Raw genomic sequence first — 15034 nt, forward strand, 5'->3', positions numbered from 1 at the left:
GTCGGCGTCGCGAGGTGCATGACGTTCAGCGTGTCCAGCGACGGGTAGGCCGCGAGGAACATCGCCGGGATGATCGCGAAGTACTTGGCGACGTCGTTGGCGATCGAGAACGTCGTCAGCGCACCGCGGGTGATGAGCAGCTGCTTGCCGATGCCGACGATGTCGATCAGCTTGGTCGGGTCGGAGTCCAGGTCGACCATGTTGCCGGCCTCCTTGGCCGCCGACGTCCCCGAGTTCATCGCCACTCCGACGTCGGCGGCGGCCAGCGCGGGGGCATCGTTGGTGCCGTCGCCGGTCATGGCGACGAGCCGGCCGCCCTCCTGCTCCTGGTGGATCAGCCTCATCTTGTCCTCGGGGGTGGCCTCGGCGAGGAAGTCGTCGACGCCGGCCTCCTTCGCGATCGACGCTGCCGTCAGCGGGTTGTCGCCGGTGATCATGACGGTCCGGATGCCCATGCGGCGGAGCTCGGCGAACCGCTCGACCATCCCCTCCTTGACGACGTCCTTGAGGTGCACGACGCCGAGGACCTTGGCAGCTTGTCCGTTCGACTCGGCGACCACGAGGGGGGTGCCGCCGCTTCCAGCGATCTCGTCGACGGTGAGACGTACCCCGGGATCCATGTCGCGGCCGACCCATGCGGAGACGGACGAGCCCGCTCCCTTGCGGACCACCCGTCCGTCGGCGAGGTCGACGCCGGACATCCTCGTCTGGGCCGTGAACTCGACGAACTCCGCGCCGGCCGGAAGAACGCGATCGTCCGCGCCCTGCGCGAGCGCCAGCTCGACGATCGACCGGCCCTCCGGTGTCTGGTCGGCGAGGCTCGAGAGGCGTGCCGCGTCCCGCAGCCGATCGACCGTGACACCGTCGGCGGGCACGAAGCGTGAGGCCTGCCGGTTCCCGTACGTGATGGTGCCGGTCTTGTCGAGCAGCAGCGTGCTGACGTCGCCCGCCGCCTCGACGGCGCGCCCAGACATCGCCAGCACGTTGACCCGTACGAGTCGGTCCATGCCGGCGATCCCGATCGCGCTCAGCAGGGCGCCGATCGTCGTGGGGATCAAGCAGACCAGGAGCGCGATGAGGACCAGCGTGCTCTGCGGCGCGCCCGCATAGTCCGCCATCGGGCGCAGGGTCGCGACGGCGAGCAGGAACACGATCGTCAGGCTCACCAGGAGCGTCGACAAGGCGATCTCGTTCGGCGTCTTGCGGCGTGACGCGCCCTCGACGAGCGCGATCATCCGGTCGAGGAACGTCTCTCCGGGTGCCGAGGTGATCTGAACGACGATGCGATCCGACAGCACCTTGGTGCCACCGGTCACCGCCGAGCGGTCGCCGCCGGCCTCGCGGATCACGGGCGCCGACTCTCCGGTGATCGCCGACTCGTCCACCGCCGCGACACCCTCGACGACGTCCCCGTCGCCGGGGATGACCTCACCGGCCTCGACGACCACGCGGTCGCCCCTGACCAGCGCCGTACCCGGGACCTGGGTCTCGGTGCCGTCGGGGTTGAGCCGGCGGGCGGTGACATCGGTACGGGCGGCGCGCAGCGAAGCTGCCTGCGCCTTGCCCCGGCCCTCGGCGACGGCCTCGGCGAGGTTGCCGAAGATCACCGTGAGCCACAACCACACCGCGACGGTCCAGGCGAACACGCTCGGGTCGGCGATCGCGATGACGGTGGTCATGACCGAGCCGATCCACACGATGAACATGACCGGGCTGCGCCACAGGTGCCGCGGATCGAGCTTGCGCAGCGCCGACGGCAGCTGCGAGCGCAGGGAGTTGAGCGTCATGCGAGAGCCTCCGCGAGGGGTCCGAGAGCGAGCGCCGGGAAGAACGTCAGGCCCGTGATCAGGAGGATCACGCCTACGAGCAGACCGGCGAACAAGGGGGTGTTGGTGGGCAGCGTGCCGGCGGTGTCCGGGACCTTGCCCTGCTTGGCGAGCGACCCGGCGAGCGCCAGCACCAGCACGATCGGCACGAACCGGCCGAGCAGCATCGCGAGGGCGAGGGCGATCTGGAAGAACGTCGAGGTCACGGCGATCCCACCGAAGGCGCTGCCGTTGTTGTTGCCGGCCGACGTGAACGCGTAGACAACCTCGCTGAACCCGTGGCCGCCCGGATTGCCCATGGCATCCGGAGTGCTGTGCAGAGCGATCGCCGTGCCGACACCCACGAGGACGATCGCCGGGACGCTCAGGACATACAGCGCGACGTACGTCATCTCCTTGGTGCCGATCTTCTTGCCGAGGATCTCCGGCGTGCGCCCGACCAGGAGACCCGCGATGAACACCGTGAGGATCGCCATGACGAGGATCCCGTAGACGCCGGAACCCACACCGCCCGGCGAGACCTCGCCCAGCATCATGTTGACCAGGACGGTGCCACCCCCCGCGGGGGTCATCGAGTCGTGCGCGGAGTTGACCGCACCCGTCGAGGTGCCCGTGGTGATCACGGCGTACAGGGAAGACGCCCACGCGCCGAACTGCGTCTCCTTGCCCTCCATCGCGCCACCGGCAAGCCGCGCCGCCTGGGAGTGGGCGCCGACTTCGGCCCACGTCGCCACGGCAACCGCCGCACCCAGCAGCAAGGTCATCGCACCGAGGATCGCGAGACCCTGCTTGCGGCTGCCGACCATCGTGCCGAGCGTGCGGGTCAGGCTGACCGGGATCAGCAGGATCAAGAACAGCTGCAGCAGGTTGGACAACGGTGTCGGGTTCTCGAACGGGTGCGCCGAGTTGGCGTTGAAGAACCCGCCGCCGTTGGTGCCGAGCTCCTTGATCGCCTCCTGGCTCGCGACCGGGCCGCCCGGGATGACCTGGGTCCCACCGCCGAGCGCGTTGACGGTGTGGTCGGAGAAGTTCTGGATCACGCCCTGTGAGATCAGCAGGATGGCGCCGACGAACGCGATCGGCAGCAGGATGCGGGACGTCCCGCGGACGAGGTCGACCCAGAAGTTGCCCAGCTCGCCGGTGCGCGAGCGTACGAACCCGCGGATCAGCGCGACCGCCACGGCCATGCCGACCGCGGCGGACATGAAGTTCTGGATCACCAGGCCGCCGGCCTGGGCGGCGAAGCCCAGTGTCGACTCGCCGGCGTACGACTGCCAGTTGGTGTTCGTCGCGAACGAGACCGCCGTGTTGAGCCCCATGTCCCACGTCATCCCGGAAAGCCCGCGGTCGAACGGCAGGGCGCTCTGGCCGACGAGGATCAGGAACAGCACGACGATGCTGACGAGGGAGAATCCCAGAACGCTCATCGTGTACGAGCGCGCGGTCTGCTGGGCATCGGGGTTCACGCCGACCAGCCGGTAGAGGCGTCGCTCCACTCGCCAGTGCGAAGGGCTCGTGTAGACCCGCGCCAGGTAGTCACCGAACGGCACGTACACGATTGCCAGGAGGGAGACGAGTACGGCGATCGTGAGAAGGCCGGAGGCAGTGTCACTCATACGGCTCAGAACCTGTCGGGCAGGATCAGGGCGGCGACGAGATAGGCCAACAGCCCGATCACGATCACCAGCACGACTGCGGTGTCAAAGGTCATGGCCCCAGCACACACCGCGATTCGGGCCTACCTGCGCGCCTTGATGGACCTCTAGCGCGCCTTGACGCGATCTTGACGATGACTGTCGCGGCGGTAGCGCGGGTTCGGATCCCGTTGGGGTGCTCAGCGGGGTGATGTGCGTGTGCTGCGGACGAGCACAGCCCAGGTGGCGACCAGGAAGCAGGCGGCGAACGCTGCGAGGATCAGCCAATAGGTGCCTGTGGCCATGGTGCCCGCATCGCCGTACGACTCGAGCAACGGCGGCCCGAGTGGTGAGCCGCCCTCGGCGAGGATCCGGCGCGCCCCAAGGTCGCGTCCGATGGCCTCGAATGCCCAGCGGGTCGGGATCACGGTGCTGAGGGCTGCACCCGTTCCCGCCATGAGGTTCACCGGGAGGATGGCCCCGGAGAACAGCACAGCGGGGAAGCACAGCATCGGCAGGGCAAGCGTCGCCTGCGGCACGGTTCCGACCGTGGCAGAGGTGAGCAGGCCGAGGCCCAGGGCCGCCACCGAGCACAGGGACAGCCCGACTCCCATCGAGAGGTACGTCGAGAACGGGCGACTGGGCAAGCGGTCCAGCAGCCGAAGCACGCCCAGCATCCCCACGACCACGATCAGGAGGAACGGCACCAGGACGGTCACCTTCGAGGCCACATAGGCGCCGAGCCGCAAGCCGACCAGGTGCTCGCGCCGCAGGATCGCTCGCTCGGTGCAGATCTGCAGCAAGCCGTAGGTGAGCCCAAAGAAGAACGCTGCGAAGACCACCCAGAAGCCGATCATCACCATCGAGCTCGGGCTGGGGTCCTCGAAGTCGAATGCGCCCGGCTGAAAGAGGATGGCGAACATGCCGATGACCATGGCCGGAGAGCCCACCAGGATCGCGAGCGTCAGGCGGTTGCGTACGAGCGTCTCCAAGGTCCGTCGAGTCAGGACACCCCATTGCGTGAGCCCGCTCGCCCCCGCTCGCCGGTTCACGGGCTCGTGACGAACGTCGAGGGCCGGCGCGGCAGGCGCGGCGGGAGTTGAGTGGTGACTGTTGTCTGGGTCGGTCAGGTGCCGGTAGAGCTCATGCACCGAACTGGCACCGTACAGCTCGAGTGCCTCCTCCACCGTCCCGACGAAGCCGAGCCGACCACCGCGTGTCACGCACACCACGCGATCGCACGCGGCGAGATCGTCGACCGAGTGCGTCGTGAACACGACCGTCGCCGACCGGTTGGCGAGCTCTCTCAGCCGGCCGATCAACTCAGAGCTCGTGATCGGATCGAGTCCCGACGTCGGCTCATCCAGGAAGAACACGTGCGGGTCCGTCAACAGCTCGACCGCGATGCTGGCGCGCTTTCGCTGCCCGCCGCTCAGTGAGGCGACCCGGACCTCGGCCTGATCGGTCAGGCCCACGGCGTCAAGTGCGCCACGCACCGCGCCATCGATCTCCGCCGCAGTTGTCGACGAGGGGAGCCGCAGTCGCGCCGCGTAGCGGAGCGTGCGCTCCAGAGGCAGGTCGGCGTGGATGATGTCGTCCTGTGGCACGTAGCCGAGCACGCTGCGGAACGTACTCAGGTTTCCGTACACATCGACGCCGTCGAAGCGCACCGATCCAGACGTTGCCGGAGCGATCCCCGCCACAGCCTCCAGCAGCGTCGTCTTGCCGGCTCCGCTGGGACCGACGATCGCGACGAGCTCACCAGCGGAGACTGTGAACGACACGCCGTCAAGGAGCGTCAACTGATCCCGGCTGCGGAACCTGACCTCCCGGGACAGTTGAACGACGTCGATACGGACACCGCGCCGGCCGGCTGGCGCGAAGTCGTCCTGCTGCAGTTGCTCGGTCATCGGTGCTCCTCACAAGTCGACCGGGGTCTACAAGGTCGGCTCCGGTCAGACGTTCACGGAGATCTGCAGGAAGGTCGCAGGAATCGAGGTCGCGTCCGCACTCGGACTGGTGTTCTGGCTGGTGAACAGGGTCGCCAGCTCCCGGTGCAGCTCCTCGGTCCGGCCGTTCGCCTCGGCGGCGGCGAAGGCGTTCATGGTCGGTCCGTAGTAGGTCCGGAACACGGCGAGGAGCTCCGTGGGCGCAGCCGGGTACTCGAACGTGTAGGTCTCGCGGGAGAAGCCGATCCGGTCTGCTGGGACGCCGGCCTCGGCGAACCGCTCGATCACGTTCTCCTCGACGCCCCACGTCATCGGGCTGACGAAGCCCTCCGGAGGCGGCGGCGAGTAGGAGCTGGAGATCTTCAGGATCTGGGCCACCAGGGTCGGGTCGTTCGGGATCCAGTTGCCCATCACGATCCGCCCGCCCGGCCTGGTCACGCGGACCATCTCCTTGGCGACGTCGAACGGCCGCGGGGCGAACATCGCCCCAAAGATGCTCACGACCAGGTCGAACGAGTCGTCGGCCAGGTCGTCCAGGCGTGAGGCGTCGCCTTCCTGAAACCGGCAGTTGCTCAGGCCTTCTGCTTGGGCCCGCTGGTTGCCGGCCGCCACCAGGTTGCCGGCGATGTCCACCCCCAGCACTTCCGCGCCGACCCGGGCCGCTGGCAAGGCGGTCGTGCCATCCCCACAGCCGAGGTCGAGCACGCGCGTTCCTGGTGTGATGCCCAGGCGCGCGACCAGGGCGTCCCCGCTGGCGCGCATCGACGCGGCGACCTGGGTGAAGTCGCCCTTCTCCCAGAGTTCCTTGTTCGGGTTCGTTGTGACAGTCATGGCTTCCTCCTGCGTGGACGGTCGGCTGACCCGGCCGCGGATTTGGGTGGAGTGAGAGATCCAGCTCCTATTCAAGATATTGCTTGATTAAGCACCCTCGACGCCGCTTTGTCAAGCGAATTGTTGAATAGAGCGGCTTCTCGTGCTGCCGGGACGCCGCAAAAGCCGGGGCCGACAGATCAGGGTCGGCGCCGGGTCTCGTACATCCGCACGGCCACGAGCACGCCCGAGGCGGCGGTCAGCGCTGCGACCGTCCACACCGCCGCGCGCACTCCCCACAGGTCCGCCACGACACCGGACAGGACGGCACCGACGGCGAAGCCGCCGTCTCGCCAGAGCCGGTAGATGCCGACCGATCTCGCCCGCCACGCGGGGTGGGCAACATCGCCGATCACTGCGAGGAGTGTCGGGTAGACCATGGCGGTGCCCGCTCCGAGCACTGCGGCACCGACCGCCCAGAGCAGGAACGTGTCGGAGGCTGCGACGATTCCGAGCGCCACCGCCTGGGTGAGCATGCCGCCGACGATCAATGCCTTGCGCCCGATACGGTCCGACAGCGCACCGGTGCCGAGCTGTCCGAGTCCCCACACCGCCGGGTACAACGCGGCCAGGATGCCGATGCGCCCCACCGACAGTCCAGCGGCGGCGAACAGGAGCGGGAAGAGCCCCCAGGCCAGGCCGTCGTTCAGGTTGTTCACCATCCCGGCCTGGCACGCCGAGGACAACGCCGGCTCCCGCAAGGTGGTCTGGGCGAACACCTCGCGCTGAGTGAGCTCGCCGTGCAGGTGGGCGTCGCTGCCGTCGGCCTGGAGCACGTGCGCGCTCGCCTCGGCGACGGCGTGGCTGCGAGTCTCACGCACGAAGAGCGCAGACAGTCCCAGACCGAGCGAAGCGAACGCGATCCCGAGGTAGAACGGCTCCGGGCGCAGTCCCTGCTCCGCCGCGAGATAACCGGTTGCCAACGCGGTGGCGGCGACGGCACCGTAGCCGGCCGCCTCGTTGAGACCCATCGCAAACCCACGCCGTTCCGGACCGACCAGGTCGATCTTCATGATCACGGTGGTCGACCAGGTCAGCCCCTGGCTCACACCGAGGAGCACATTGGCCGCGACCACCCACCACCACGACGGCGCCCAGATCAGCAGCAGCGGCACCGGTAGGGCGACCAGCCAGCCCACGACCAGAACTGGTTTGCGACCGTAGCGATCCGACCAGGTTCCGGCCAGGTAGTTGGTGGCTGCCTTGGCCAGGCCGAACGCCAGGATGTACGTCATCCCGGCCGTGTAGGCGTCGAGGTGGAACTCCTGGTCGGCGAGCAGCGGCAGCACCGTGCGTTCCTGGCCGAGCATGCCGCCGACCAGGGCGTTGACCGCGACCAGCAGTGAGAACTGGGCCAGATTGGCGCGCAACCCGAGCCGCACGAGCCTCGAGCGATCGGTAGGGACTTTCGTCACGGGCCGGACTCCAGGTCGGTGCCGTGGGAGGCAGCCCATTCCGACGGCCCGCCGAGCATGACGCTCACGTCCTCGCGGCCGGCCCGCTCCAGCACGCTTGCCGCGGACATCGCCCGCTCGCCGTGTCCGCACATCACTGTCACCGGCCCGTCGGCCAACGAACCCGTCGTGGCAGCGAGGCTCCCCAGCTCGCGGTGTTCTGCGCCAGGCACGTGCCCGGCAACGAACTCTGAATCCTGACGGATGTCGAGCACCCGGTCGACGTCCGCCATCGTGGTCGGCGTGACCAGTGTCGTCGAGGTCGTCACCAGATCAGCCCCGGCCCAAGCAGCGATTCCCCCGGTGAGTTCCCCGGCGATCTCGTAGCCGACCTTGGCGGCCTGGCCGAGGATCTCGGCGGGGTCCTGGTCGGGACTGCGGAGCACAACGATCACGGCGTCCTCGGGCAGCAACCAGCCGAGCCACGTGCCGAACGCCGGGCGGAGCTCAATCGACAGCGATCCGGGCACATGCGCGGCGGCGTACTCCTCGATGGGACGGACGTCGACGATCGTCGCGCCATCTCCCACGAGCCGCCGCACCTGCTCGACCGTGAGCGGCGCAAAGGTCAACGGCTCCGGGAGCACTGCGGGGCCGCGCCGATTGGCCTCCCCGAGCCACCGGAAGTACGTCGGGAACGATCCCAGCGAGCCGAGCATCCGCGCCACGAACTCGTCCTCGTTCGCGGCCGCCAACAGCGAGTTGGTGGCTCGCTCCTGGCCAACTGTGCTCGTCCGCTCAGACCCCGGTGGCGAGGTGCAGAAGCTCCCCGCACCGTGGGTCGGCCAGACGGCGACCTCATCGGGCAACCGCATCAGGCGCTCGAGGGAGTGGTACTGCGCCCGGGCCAGCTCCTCGGTGCGCTCGGACGCGACGAGGTCGGTCCTGGCCGCCGCGCCGACGATGAGCGAGCCTCCCGTGAACACACCGATCGGCGAGTCACCGTCCAGGAGGAGGAACGCGAGGTGCTCGTCAGTGTGACCTGGCGTCGCCCAGGCGCGCAGGACCAGCCCGCCCAGGTCAACCTCGTCGCCGTCGCGCAAGCCGCGATGCGGAAAGACACGACGTCCAGCGCCGGACGCCAGCACGACGGCGTCGTCGGTGGCGGCGAGCTGCACCGCGCCTGAGAGGAAGTCCGAGTGCAGGTGGGTGTCGGCGGCATACGCGACTTTGAGCCCACGTCGGTCGGCCAGCTCGCGGACCGATCGCAGGTCGCGTGGGGCGTCGACCGCCAAGGCCCGGCCATCGCCGAGGTCGACCAGGTAGGCGCTGTTGCCCAGGCCCGCGTCGACCAGGGTCTCGATCCTCACCCCGCTCACCTCGCTCACCCGGATCGGCCACTCACGGGAAGCCCGGCCGCGGCCCACTCGGGGAAGCCGTCCTCCAAGCGGGAGGCACGGACGCCATGGCGCGTGAGCAGTCGCACCGCCTCATCGGCATACACGCAGTAGGGCCCGCGGCAGTAGGCCACGACGTCAGCACCGTCGGGGATCTCCCCCAACCGCGACTTCAGTGCCTGGGGTGGCACGGAGATCGCGCCGCGGATGTGACCGGCGGCGAACTCCGGCTCCGGGCGTATGTCGAGCACGACGACGTCACCTTGCCGAAGCCGGGTCCGGAGCTGGTCCCGGGTCACGGTCGTGAGCTTGCTCCGGTCCCCCAGGTAGTCGGTGGCGAGGCGGTCCAGCTCCGCGACATGAAGCTCGGCCACCTCCCGCATGGTGCGCCACAGCGAGCCGACCATCGGGCTGGCCAGCGAGTAGTGAATTCGGGTGCCGTCTCGACGCGAGGTGACCAGCCCTGCCTTCAGCAGCCGCTGCAGGTGCTGCGAGGTGTTGGCAACGGACTGCTCGATCTCTGCCGCCAGCTCCTCCACGGATCGCTCACCCTGGGCCAGCACGTCGATGAGCTCTGCTCGCCGACCATTGGCCAGTGCCTTCGCCGCTTCGGCCAGCGCGTCGTACAACGCTGCCTTGGCCTGATGGTCGCCCATCCGTGGTCACCTCCGAACATCGTGTTCAAGACTTCTCTTGACAAGAGTGCCACACGGGTGTGTCATCAAGAAATCTCTTGAAGTAACGACGGCGTTGAGTCGAGGAGGTCGTGATGGTGACAACCGTGGACACGGTCGAGCTGGAGACCAAGGTGAAGGAGATGTACCGCCACGTTGCCCAGGAGCCCGGCGGCGACTACCACTTCGAGCTGGGCGAACGCCTCGCTCTGCGCGTCGGATACGACGCCGATCGATTGCGGAACGTGCCGGCAGGAGCGGTCGAGTCCTTCGCCGGCGTCGGCTTCTTCTTCGACCTCGCCAACCTGACCAGCGGTGAGACCGTGGTCGACCTGGGCAGCGGGTCCGGCATGGACGCTCTCTACGCTGCTGACCACGTGGGATCGTCTGGCCGCGTCGTCGGCATCGACTTCACCCTCGAACAGCTGGAGAAGGCCCGCAAGCTCGCCGCGGGCACCGGTGCAGACCATGTGGAGTTCATCGAGGGTCGCATCGAGTCACTCCCGCTTCCCGACGCGAGCGTGGACTGCGTGATCTCGAACGGCGTCATCAACCTCGCCCCCGACAAGAACGCCGTGTTCGCCGAAGCGGCGCGGGTCCTGCGGCCAGGCGGACGCCTGGCGATCGCCGACATCATCTCCGAGCGGCCGTTGACCGAGGCCATCGTCTGCAACGCCGACCTGTGGGCCTCGTGCATCGGCGGCGCCGCCGAGCAGGAGACCTACCTGCAGGCGATCGAGTCGGCCGGCTTCACGATCGACACGCTGCGGGTCAACCCCTACGCGTTTTTGTCCGACCAGGCGCGCAACGCCAGCACGAAGTACGGCGTCAAGAGCATCTCGCTCCTGGCCATCAAGTCCTAGGACCCAGAGCTCCAGAGAGGACAGCATCTGCGAGTTCCCGACCGGACTCGAACCGGTGTCTGCGGCTCTGCAGGCCGCCGCCTCACCTCTCGGCCACGAGAACAAACGCACCGACCCGCGCCTCAGTCGAGTGCTGCCAGCTGGGCGCGCGTCGGTACGTGGGGATGGAACCGCAGCGGCATGCCTGCTTCGGCGGGAGTGCGGTCACCCTTGCGGTTGTTGCACCGCTCGCATGCCGCGACCGTGTTCTCCCATTCCCAGCGGCCTCCACGGGAAGCCGGTAGGACGTGGTCGACCGTCTCGGCTCGACCTCCGCAGTAGGCGCAGGTATGGCGGTCGCGTCGGAGCAGGTTCTGCCGCGACCATGCCGCCTCCCGGTAGAGCCACTTGGCTGCGACGTACCGCACCAGCCGAATGACGGTCGGCCATGATGCGGGCCGATCATTCGGTCGTCCCAGCCCTCCTCGACGATCGCGACCTCGCGGAAGAGCATGCGAACCGCGTGCTTGAACGGCACGCTGCCCAGCCGCTCGTAGGAGGCGTTCAGGAGTGCCACGTGAGTACTCACCGTCCACCTCCTTTCTGCGATGGTGGTTGATCCACGTTCGAATGTGCCTCCACCTGGACTCGAACCAGGCAGCCCGGCTTCGGACGCCGAGCGGTAGGTCCGCTACTGGAGGCTGGGTGTCCGACCGGACTCGAACCGGTGCCGTCTCCGTCACAAGGAGGGATGCTGCCGCTACACCACGGACACAGCACGCTCGGGAGGAATCGAACCTCCGTCTCCGGCTTCGTAGGCCGGCGTCGTGTCCTCTGGACCACGAGCGCAGGTGGCTGCTGGGATCTGGTCCCTTTCGCGCGCAGCCAGCACGGTCAGGCGACGGCCATCTTGGACGGCCGCCCCCGACGCTTGACGCCGGCCTGGGGGATGCCCTCGGCGAGGAGGACTCCACCCCAGACCCCGGACTCGGCCCGGGCCGTGGCGATCGTGCGGCACAGGGTCCGCACTGCGCAGCCATCGCAGATCGCGAGGGCAGCGGCCAGTCCGTCGTCATCCACGGGGAAGAACACGTCCGGGTCGATGCCGGCACATGCCCATGCCACGTTCGGCGTCGGGTGCTCATACGCACCGTTCACCGCAGTCGTGTTGAGGATCAGCGCGTACTGCTCCTCCGTCCGCACCTTCTTCATGTGCCGTCACCTCCTTGTGATGTTGGGTGGCACAGCGCCCCGCCCGGGACTCGATCCCCCAAGCACTTCGCCGCTTCGCGACTCGTGCAGGGAGACCCACGGCGTCTCCCGACACCCGCATCGAGCTGCGGATCGAGGACTCGAACCTCGGTCTTCCGGATCAGAGCCGGACGTCCGTGCCACTGGACCAATCCGCATCGAAGCTGCCCGGCCAGGGATCGAACCTGGGGCCTTTCGGTTAACAACCGACCGCTCTGCCAGCTGAGCTACCGAGCATCGGCCCGAGGGCCAGTGGGACCGCGAGGAATCGAACCTCGCCCTGCCGGGCTTCAACCGGCCGCGCCGCCTGCAACACTTCGGTCCCGTGGTCGGCCGGGGGCATCTCCTCGTTATCAGCGAGGTGACCTGACCGTTGGTCGACAGGCACGTCCGGGTGGAGGGACTCGAACCCCCGATCCCCTGCTCCCAAGGCAGGTGGCGTAGCCGCTCGCCTACACCCGGTTGGTACTCACGGCGAGAGTCGAACCCTCCATACGTACCTCGCCAAGGAATCGAACCTTGCTCTCCGGATTAAGAGTCCGGAGCATCGCCGCAATGCTTGCGAGGCTTCGCCGCGGCGCGGCACCCGCTCGTCTCCGAGCGGGTCGCCGCGGCTGGCAGACAACCGCTCCCACGTGGGTCCGGTGCCTGCCTGATGCTGTTCTCTCTTGAGTTCGCTCCCACTCCCCGGTTCGGGTCTGGGTCTGACGGTGTTCTTCACGGCCTTGTGACGGTTAGCCCGGTGCCACGGTGCTCGTCGGCCTCTCGGCGGAGTCGCGGGTCCGGTGCCCATGAAGTCCTGTCTCTTGAGTTGTGTGGCGCATGGACGGGGAGAATCGAACTCCCTGCGGCGGTTTTGGAGACCGCGGCCTCGACCAGTCGGCTTCGTCCATCTGGACACGCACGCATCTGGACACGCACGCATCTGGACATGCAAAAGGGCCGCCCCATGAGGTGGTCTGCCTCGCTGGAACGGCCCGGATGTCGGGTGCGAATGCACCTACTCCACGGGCAGCTCCTGGACGCGCGACAGCCACTTGTGACCGCCATTCATCGGCGAGGGCTCGAGTCCGGCTCGCTGCACGAAGGCAGCGCGAAGCGCACGATCGGCGGTCAAGCCGGTCGCGCATTCGATGCTGCGATACGTGCTCATCGGTGGAACCTCTCAGATTTCGGGGCGGGCCACGCCCTCTGACATCAACGGTAGAGGCTGACGGATGATTCCTCCAAGCGAATTAGTCGCCGGGTCGGCTGGCGTCGACGTGACGTACCCGGTGAGGCTGAAGGGCACGGGGTGGCAGGATCCAGGCATGCCGGACTGGGTCGAGATCGCGGGGATCATCGCCGGGAGTCTCGCGCTCCTGTGGTTGTTGATGCTCGCCATGCTGTGGCGCGCGAAGCCCGACGAGGTCACGCTGCGCGACGCCGTACGGCTCGTGCCCGACCTGCTGCGACTGCTCAAGCGACTGGCGGCCGACCAGTCGCTGCCACGCGGCGTACGCGTCCGACTCGGGCTGCTGCTCGGCTACCTCGCGATGCCGATCGATCTCGTGCCCGACTTCATCCCGGTCCTGGGCTACGCCGACGACGTCGTGGTCGTCGCAATCGTCCTCCGGTCGGTCATACGCGCGGCCGGCCCTGAAGCCCTGGAGCGGCACTGGCCCGGTACGCCCGAAGGCCTGCGCGTCATCCGTACGCTCTGCCGCGTCCGCTGACGCAGCGCGACAGCTGCACGACCCGTGGGATCCTGTTCCCGTGAAGGTCATCCGCGCGCAGCTCTCCGACGTCTCCCAGGCCGCTCCGCTGTTCGCGGCCTACCGCGAGTTCTACGGCGAGCCGTACGACCTCGACGCCTCGGCATCGTTCCTGGCCAGCCGGCTGGCGCGCGACGAGTCGATCGTGCTGATCGCCCAGGACGACGCCGGAACTCCGGTGGGCTTCAGCCAGATCTACCCGGCGTTCTCGTCGACCCGGTTGGCGCCGATCTGGATCCTCAACGACCTGTTCGTGTCGCCTGAGGCGAGAGGCACCGGCGCGGTCGACGCGTTGCTCGACACCGCGGCAACGCTGGCCGTCGATGCGGGTGCGATCGCGATCGAGCTGTCGACCGCACACACCAACCTGCGCGCCCAGGCGGTCTACGATCGCAGCGGCTACGAGGTCGACACGGTCTACAAGCACTACGAGAAGCCGCTCCCCTGACCTGACAGAGTCAGCGTCGCCTGTCGTCACGTCCGCATCGACATACTGGTGGCGTGAGCGCCGGACGTTACGCCCCCTCGCCGTCGGGCGACCTGCACATCGGCAACCTTCGGACCGCGCTGCTGGCGTGGTTGTGGGCGCGGCGCTCGGGCCGGGACTTCCTGATCCGGGTGGAGGACCTCGACCGCGTACGCCCCGGGTCCGAGCAGCGGCAGCTCGACGACCTGCGGGCACTCGGACTGGACTGGGACGGCACGCCCGTACGCCAGTCCGAACGCCTCGGCCTGTACGACGCGGCGATCGCCCGGCTCCATGACGCGGGACGCGTCTACGAGTGCTACTGCACCCGGAGGGAGATCCTCGAGGCTCCCACCGCACCGCACCACCCGCCCGGCGCCTACCCCGGAACCTGCCGGCACCTCACCGAGGCCGAGCGCGTGCAACGACGATCTGTGCGACCCGCGGCGCTGCGCCTGCGCACGGACGTCGCGTCGTTCGCCATCGAGGACGAGATCCACGGGACGTACGTGGGCGCGGTCGACGACTTCGTGCTGCGGCGTGGCGACGGCGTCCCGGCGTACAACCTCGCGGTGGTCGTGGACGACGCCGACCAGGGCATCGACCAGGTCGTCCGCGGCGACGACCTGCTGGCGTCGACGCCGCGCCAGGCCTACCTCGCCGCGCTGCTCGAGGAAGACCCTCCGACGTACGTGCATGTGCCGATGGCGCTCAACTCGTCCGGCCAGCGGCTCGCCAAGCGCGACGGGGCCGTGACGTTCGCCGAGCTGAGCGATGCCGGCGTCGACGTGTTCGCGCTCATCGCGGGCTCGCTCGGACTCACCGGATCGACGCCGCGAGAGCTGCTCGAGTCATTCGACCCGGCGGCGCTGCCGGACGAGCCGTGGGTCTTCGTGCCACCGCTCAGTTCTGGTCGATGAAGGACTCGAGGAGGTCGCTGACGGCGTCGGGCTGCTCGATCGTGCTCGAATGGCCGG

15 protein-coding genes and 9 tRNA genes are annotated in these 15034 nt (G+C 68.4%); 4 read left to right on the forward strand and 20 right to left on the reverse strand.

Annotation, left to right across the window (positions count from 1 at the left end; translation table 11 throughout):
• From kdpB to V6M46_RS00985, 8 genes are all read right to left on the reverse strand, one after another.
• On the reverse strand, positions 1–1706 hold a 1706-nt coding region (kdpB, locus tag V6M46_RS00950), incomplete at its 3' end, for a potassium-transporting ATPase subunit KdpB (protein WP_442880427.1).
• 77 nt (positions 1707–1783) lie between these two features.
• Positions 1784–3442, reverse strand: a complete 1659-nt coding sequence (kdpA, locus tag V6M46_RS00955) for a potassium-transporting ATPase subunit KdpA (protein ID WP_332661808.1) — start codon at positions 3440–3442, stop codon at positions 1784–1786.
• Between the two features lie 5 nt (positions 3443–3447).
• On the reverse strand, positions 3448–3537 hold the full coding sequence (gene kdpF, locus V6M46_RS00960; protein WP_332661809.1) for a K(+)-transporting ATPase subunit F: 90 nt from the start codon (positions 3535–3537) through the stop codon (positions 3448–3450).
• 123 nt (positions 3538–3660) lie between these two features.
• Entirely contained in the window at positions 3661–5370 is a 1710-nt protein-coding gene (locus V6M46_RS00965) for an ATP-binding cassette domain-containing protein (protein ID WP_332661810.1), read from the reverse strand.
• Between the two features lie 45 nt (positions 5371–5415).
• Positions 5416–6240, reverse strand: a complete 825-nt coding sequence (locus V6M46_RS00970) for a class I SAM-dependent methyltransferase (protein ID WP_332661811.1) — start codon at positions 6238–6240, stop codon at positions 5416–5418.
• Positions 6241–6419: 179 nt separating this feature from the next.
• A complete protein-coding gene (locus tag V6M46_RS00975; protein ID WP_332661812.1) occupies positions 6420–7694 on the reverse strand; it encodes an MFS transporter in 1275 nt (424 codons plus the stop codon).
• The gene (locus V6M46_RS00980; RefSeq protein ID WP_332661813.1) at positions 7691–9043 is read right to left on the reverse strand and encodes an MBL fold metallo-hydrolase; all 1353 of its coding nucleotides are present in this window, start codon (positions 9041–9043) and stop codon (positions 7691–7693) included. Before V6M46_RS00980 ends, V6M46_RS00975 begins: the two co-directional genes overlap by 4 nt.
• Before the next feature lie 14 nt (positions 9044–9057).
• Complete coding sequence (locus V6M46_RS00985; RefSeq protein ID WP_332661814.1) at positions 9058–9726, reverse strand: ArsR/SmtB family transcription factor; 669 nt, start codon at positions 9724–9726, stop codon at positions 9058–9060.
• Between the two features lie 113 nt (positions 9727–9839).
• Between V6M46_RS00985 and V6M46_RS00990 the strand changes: the two genes are divergently transcribed.
• Positions 9840–10607 carry a methyltransferase domain-containing protein gene (locus V6M46_RS00990; protein WP_332661815.1) on the forward strand — a complete coding sequence of 256 codons (768 nt, stop codon included), beginning with the start codon at positions 9840–9842 and terminating at the stop codon, positions 10605–10607.
• Positions 10608–10639: 32 nt separating this feature from the next.
• Here V6M46_RS00990 and V6M46_RS00995 read toward each other — a convergent pair.
• From V6M46_RS00995 to V6M46_RS01050, 12 genes are all read right to left on the reverse strand, one after another.
• Positions 10640–10710, reverse strand: a tRNA-Cys gene (locus tag V6M46_RS00995).
• 19 nt (positions 10711–10729) lie between these two features.
• Positions 10730–11014, reverse strand: a complete 285-nt coding sequence (locus tag V6M46_RS01000) for an HNH endonuclease (RefSeq protein WP_332661816.1) — start codon at positions 11012–11014, stop codon at positions 10730–10732.
• Positions 11015–11290: 276 nt separating this feature from the next.
• Positions 11291–11361: transfer RNA gene (locus V6M46_RS01005), tRNA-His, on the reverse strand.
• A 2-nt stretch (positions 11362–11363) separates the two neighbouring features.
• A tRNA-Arg gene (locus V6M46_RS01010) sits at positions 11364–11435 on the reverse strand.
• A gap of 45 nt (positions 11436–11480) precedes the next feature.
• Positions 11481–11798 (reverse strand): WhiB family transcriptional regulator, encoded by a 318-nt coding sequence (locus tag V6M46_RS01015; RefSeq protein WP_332661817.1) that lies wholly within the window; start codon positions 11796–11798, stop codon positions 11481–11483.
• Positions 11799–11923: 125 nt separating this feature from the next.
• A tRNA-Gln gene (locus tag V6M46_RS01020) sits at positions 11924–11995 on the reverse strand.
• Positions 11996–12001: 6 nt separating this feature from the next.
• A tRNA-Asn gene (locus V6M46_RS01025) sits at positions 12002–12074 on the reverse strand.
• A gap of 16 nt (positions 12075–12090) precedes the next feature.
• Positions 12091–12162: transfer RNA gene (locus V6M46_RS01030), tRNA-Phe, on the reverse strand.
• A gap of 64 nt (positions 12163–12226) precedes the next feature.
• Positions 12227–12299: transfer RNA gene (locus V6M46_RS01035), tRNA-Pro, on the reverse strand.
• Positions 12300–12334: 35 nt separating this feature from the next.
• Positions 12335–12405 (reverse strand) — tRNA-Lys (locus V6M46_RS01040).
• A gap of 253 nt (positions 12406–12658) precedes the next feature.
• A tRNA-Trp gene (locus tag V6M46_RS01045) sits at positions 12659–12730 on the reverse strand.
• A 107-nt stretch (positions 12731–12837) separates the two neighbouring features.
• Positions 12838–12990 carry a hypothetical protein gene (locus tag V6M46_RS01050; protein WP_332661818.1) on the reverse strand — a complete coding sequence of 51 codons (153 nt, stop codon included), beginning with the start codon at positions 12988–12990 and terminating at the stop codon, positions 12838–12840.
• Between the two features lie 157 nt (positions 12991–13147).
• Between V6M46_RS01050 and V6M46_RS01055 the strand changes: the two genes are divergently transcribed.
• From V6M46_RS01055 to gluQRS, 3 genes are read left to right on the forward strand one after another with little or no spacing between them, the layout of a single operon-like run.
• On the forward strand, positions 13148–13552 hold the full coding sequence (locus tag V6M46_RS01055) for a YkvA family protein (protein WP_332661819.1): 405 nt from the start codon (positions 13148–13150) through the stop codon (positions 13550–13552).
• Positions 13553–13592: 40 nt separating this feature from the next.
• Positions 13593–14039 (forward strand): GNAT family N-acetyltransferase, encoded by a 447-nt coding sequence (locus V6M46_RS01060; protein ID WP_332661820.1) that lies wholly within the window; start codon positions 13593–13595, stop codon positions 14037–14039.
• Positions 14040–14092: 53 nt separating this feature from the next.
• The gene (gluQRS, locus tag V6M46_RS01065; RefSeq protein WP_332661821.1) at positions 14093–14977 is read left to right on the forward strand and encodes a tRNA glutamyl-Q(34) synthetase GluQRS; all 885 of its coding nucleotides are present in this window, start codon (positions 14093–14095) and stop codon (positions 14975–14977) included.
• Positions 14978–15034 lie beyond the last annotated feature (57 nt).

Origin of the sequence: Aeromicrobium sp. (assembly GCF_036676885.1) — a bacterium.
Classification (GTDB): domain Bacteria; phylum Actinomycetota; class Actinomycetes; order Propionibacteriales; family Nocardioidaceae; genus Aeromicrobium.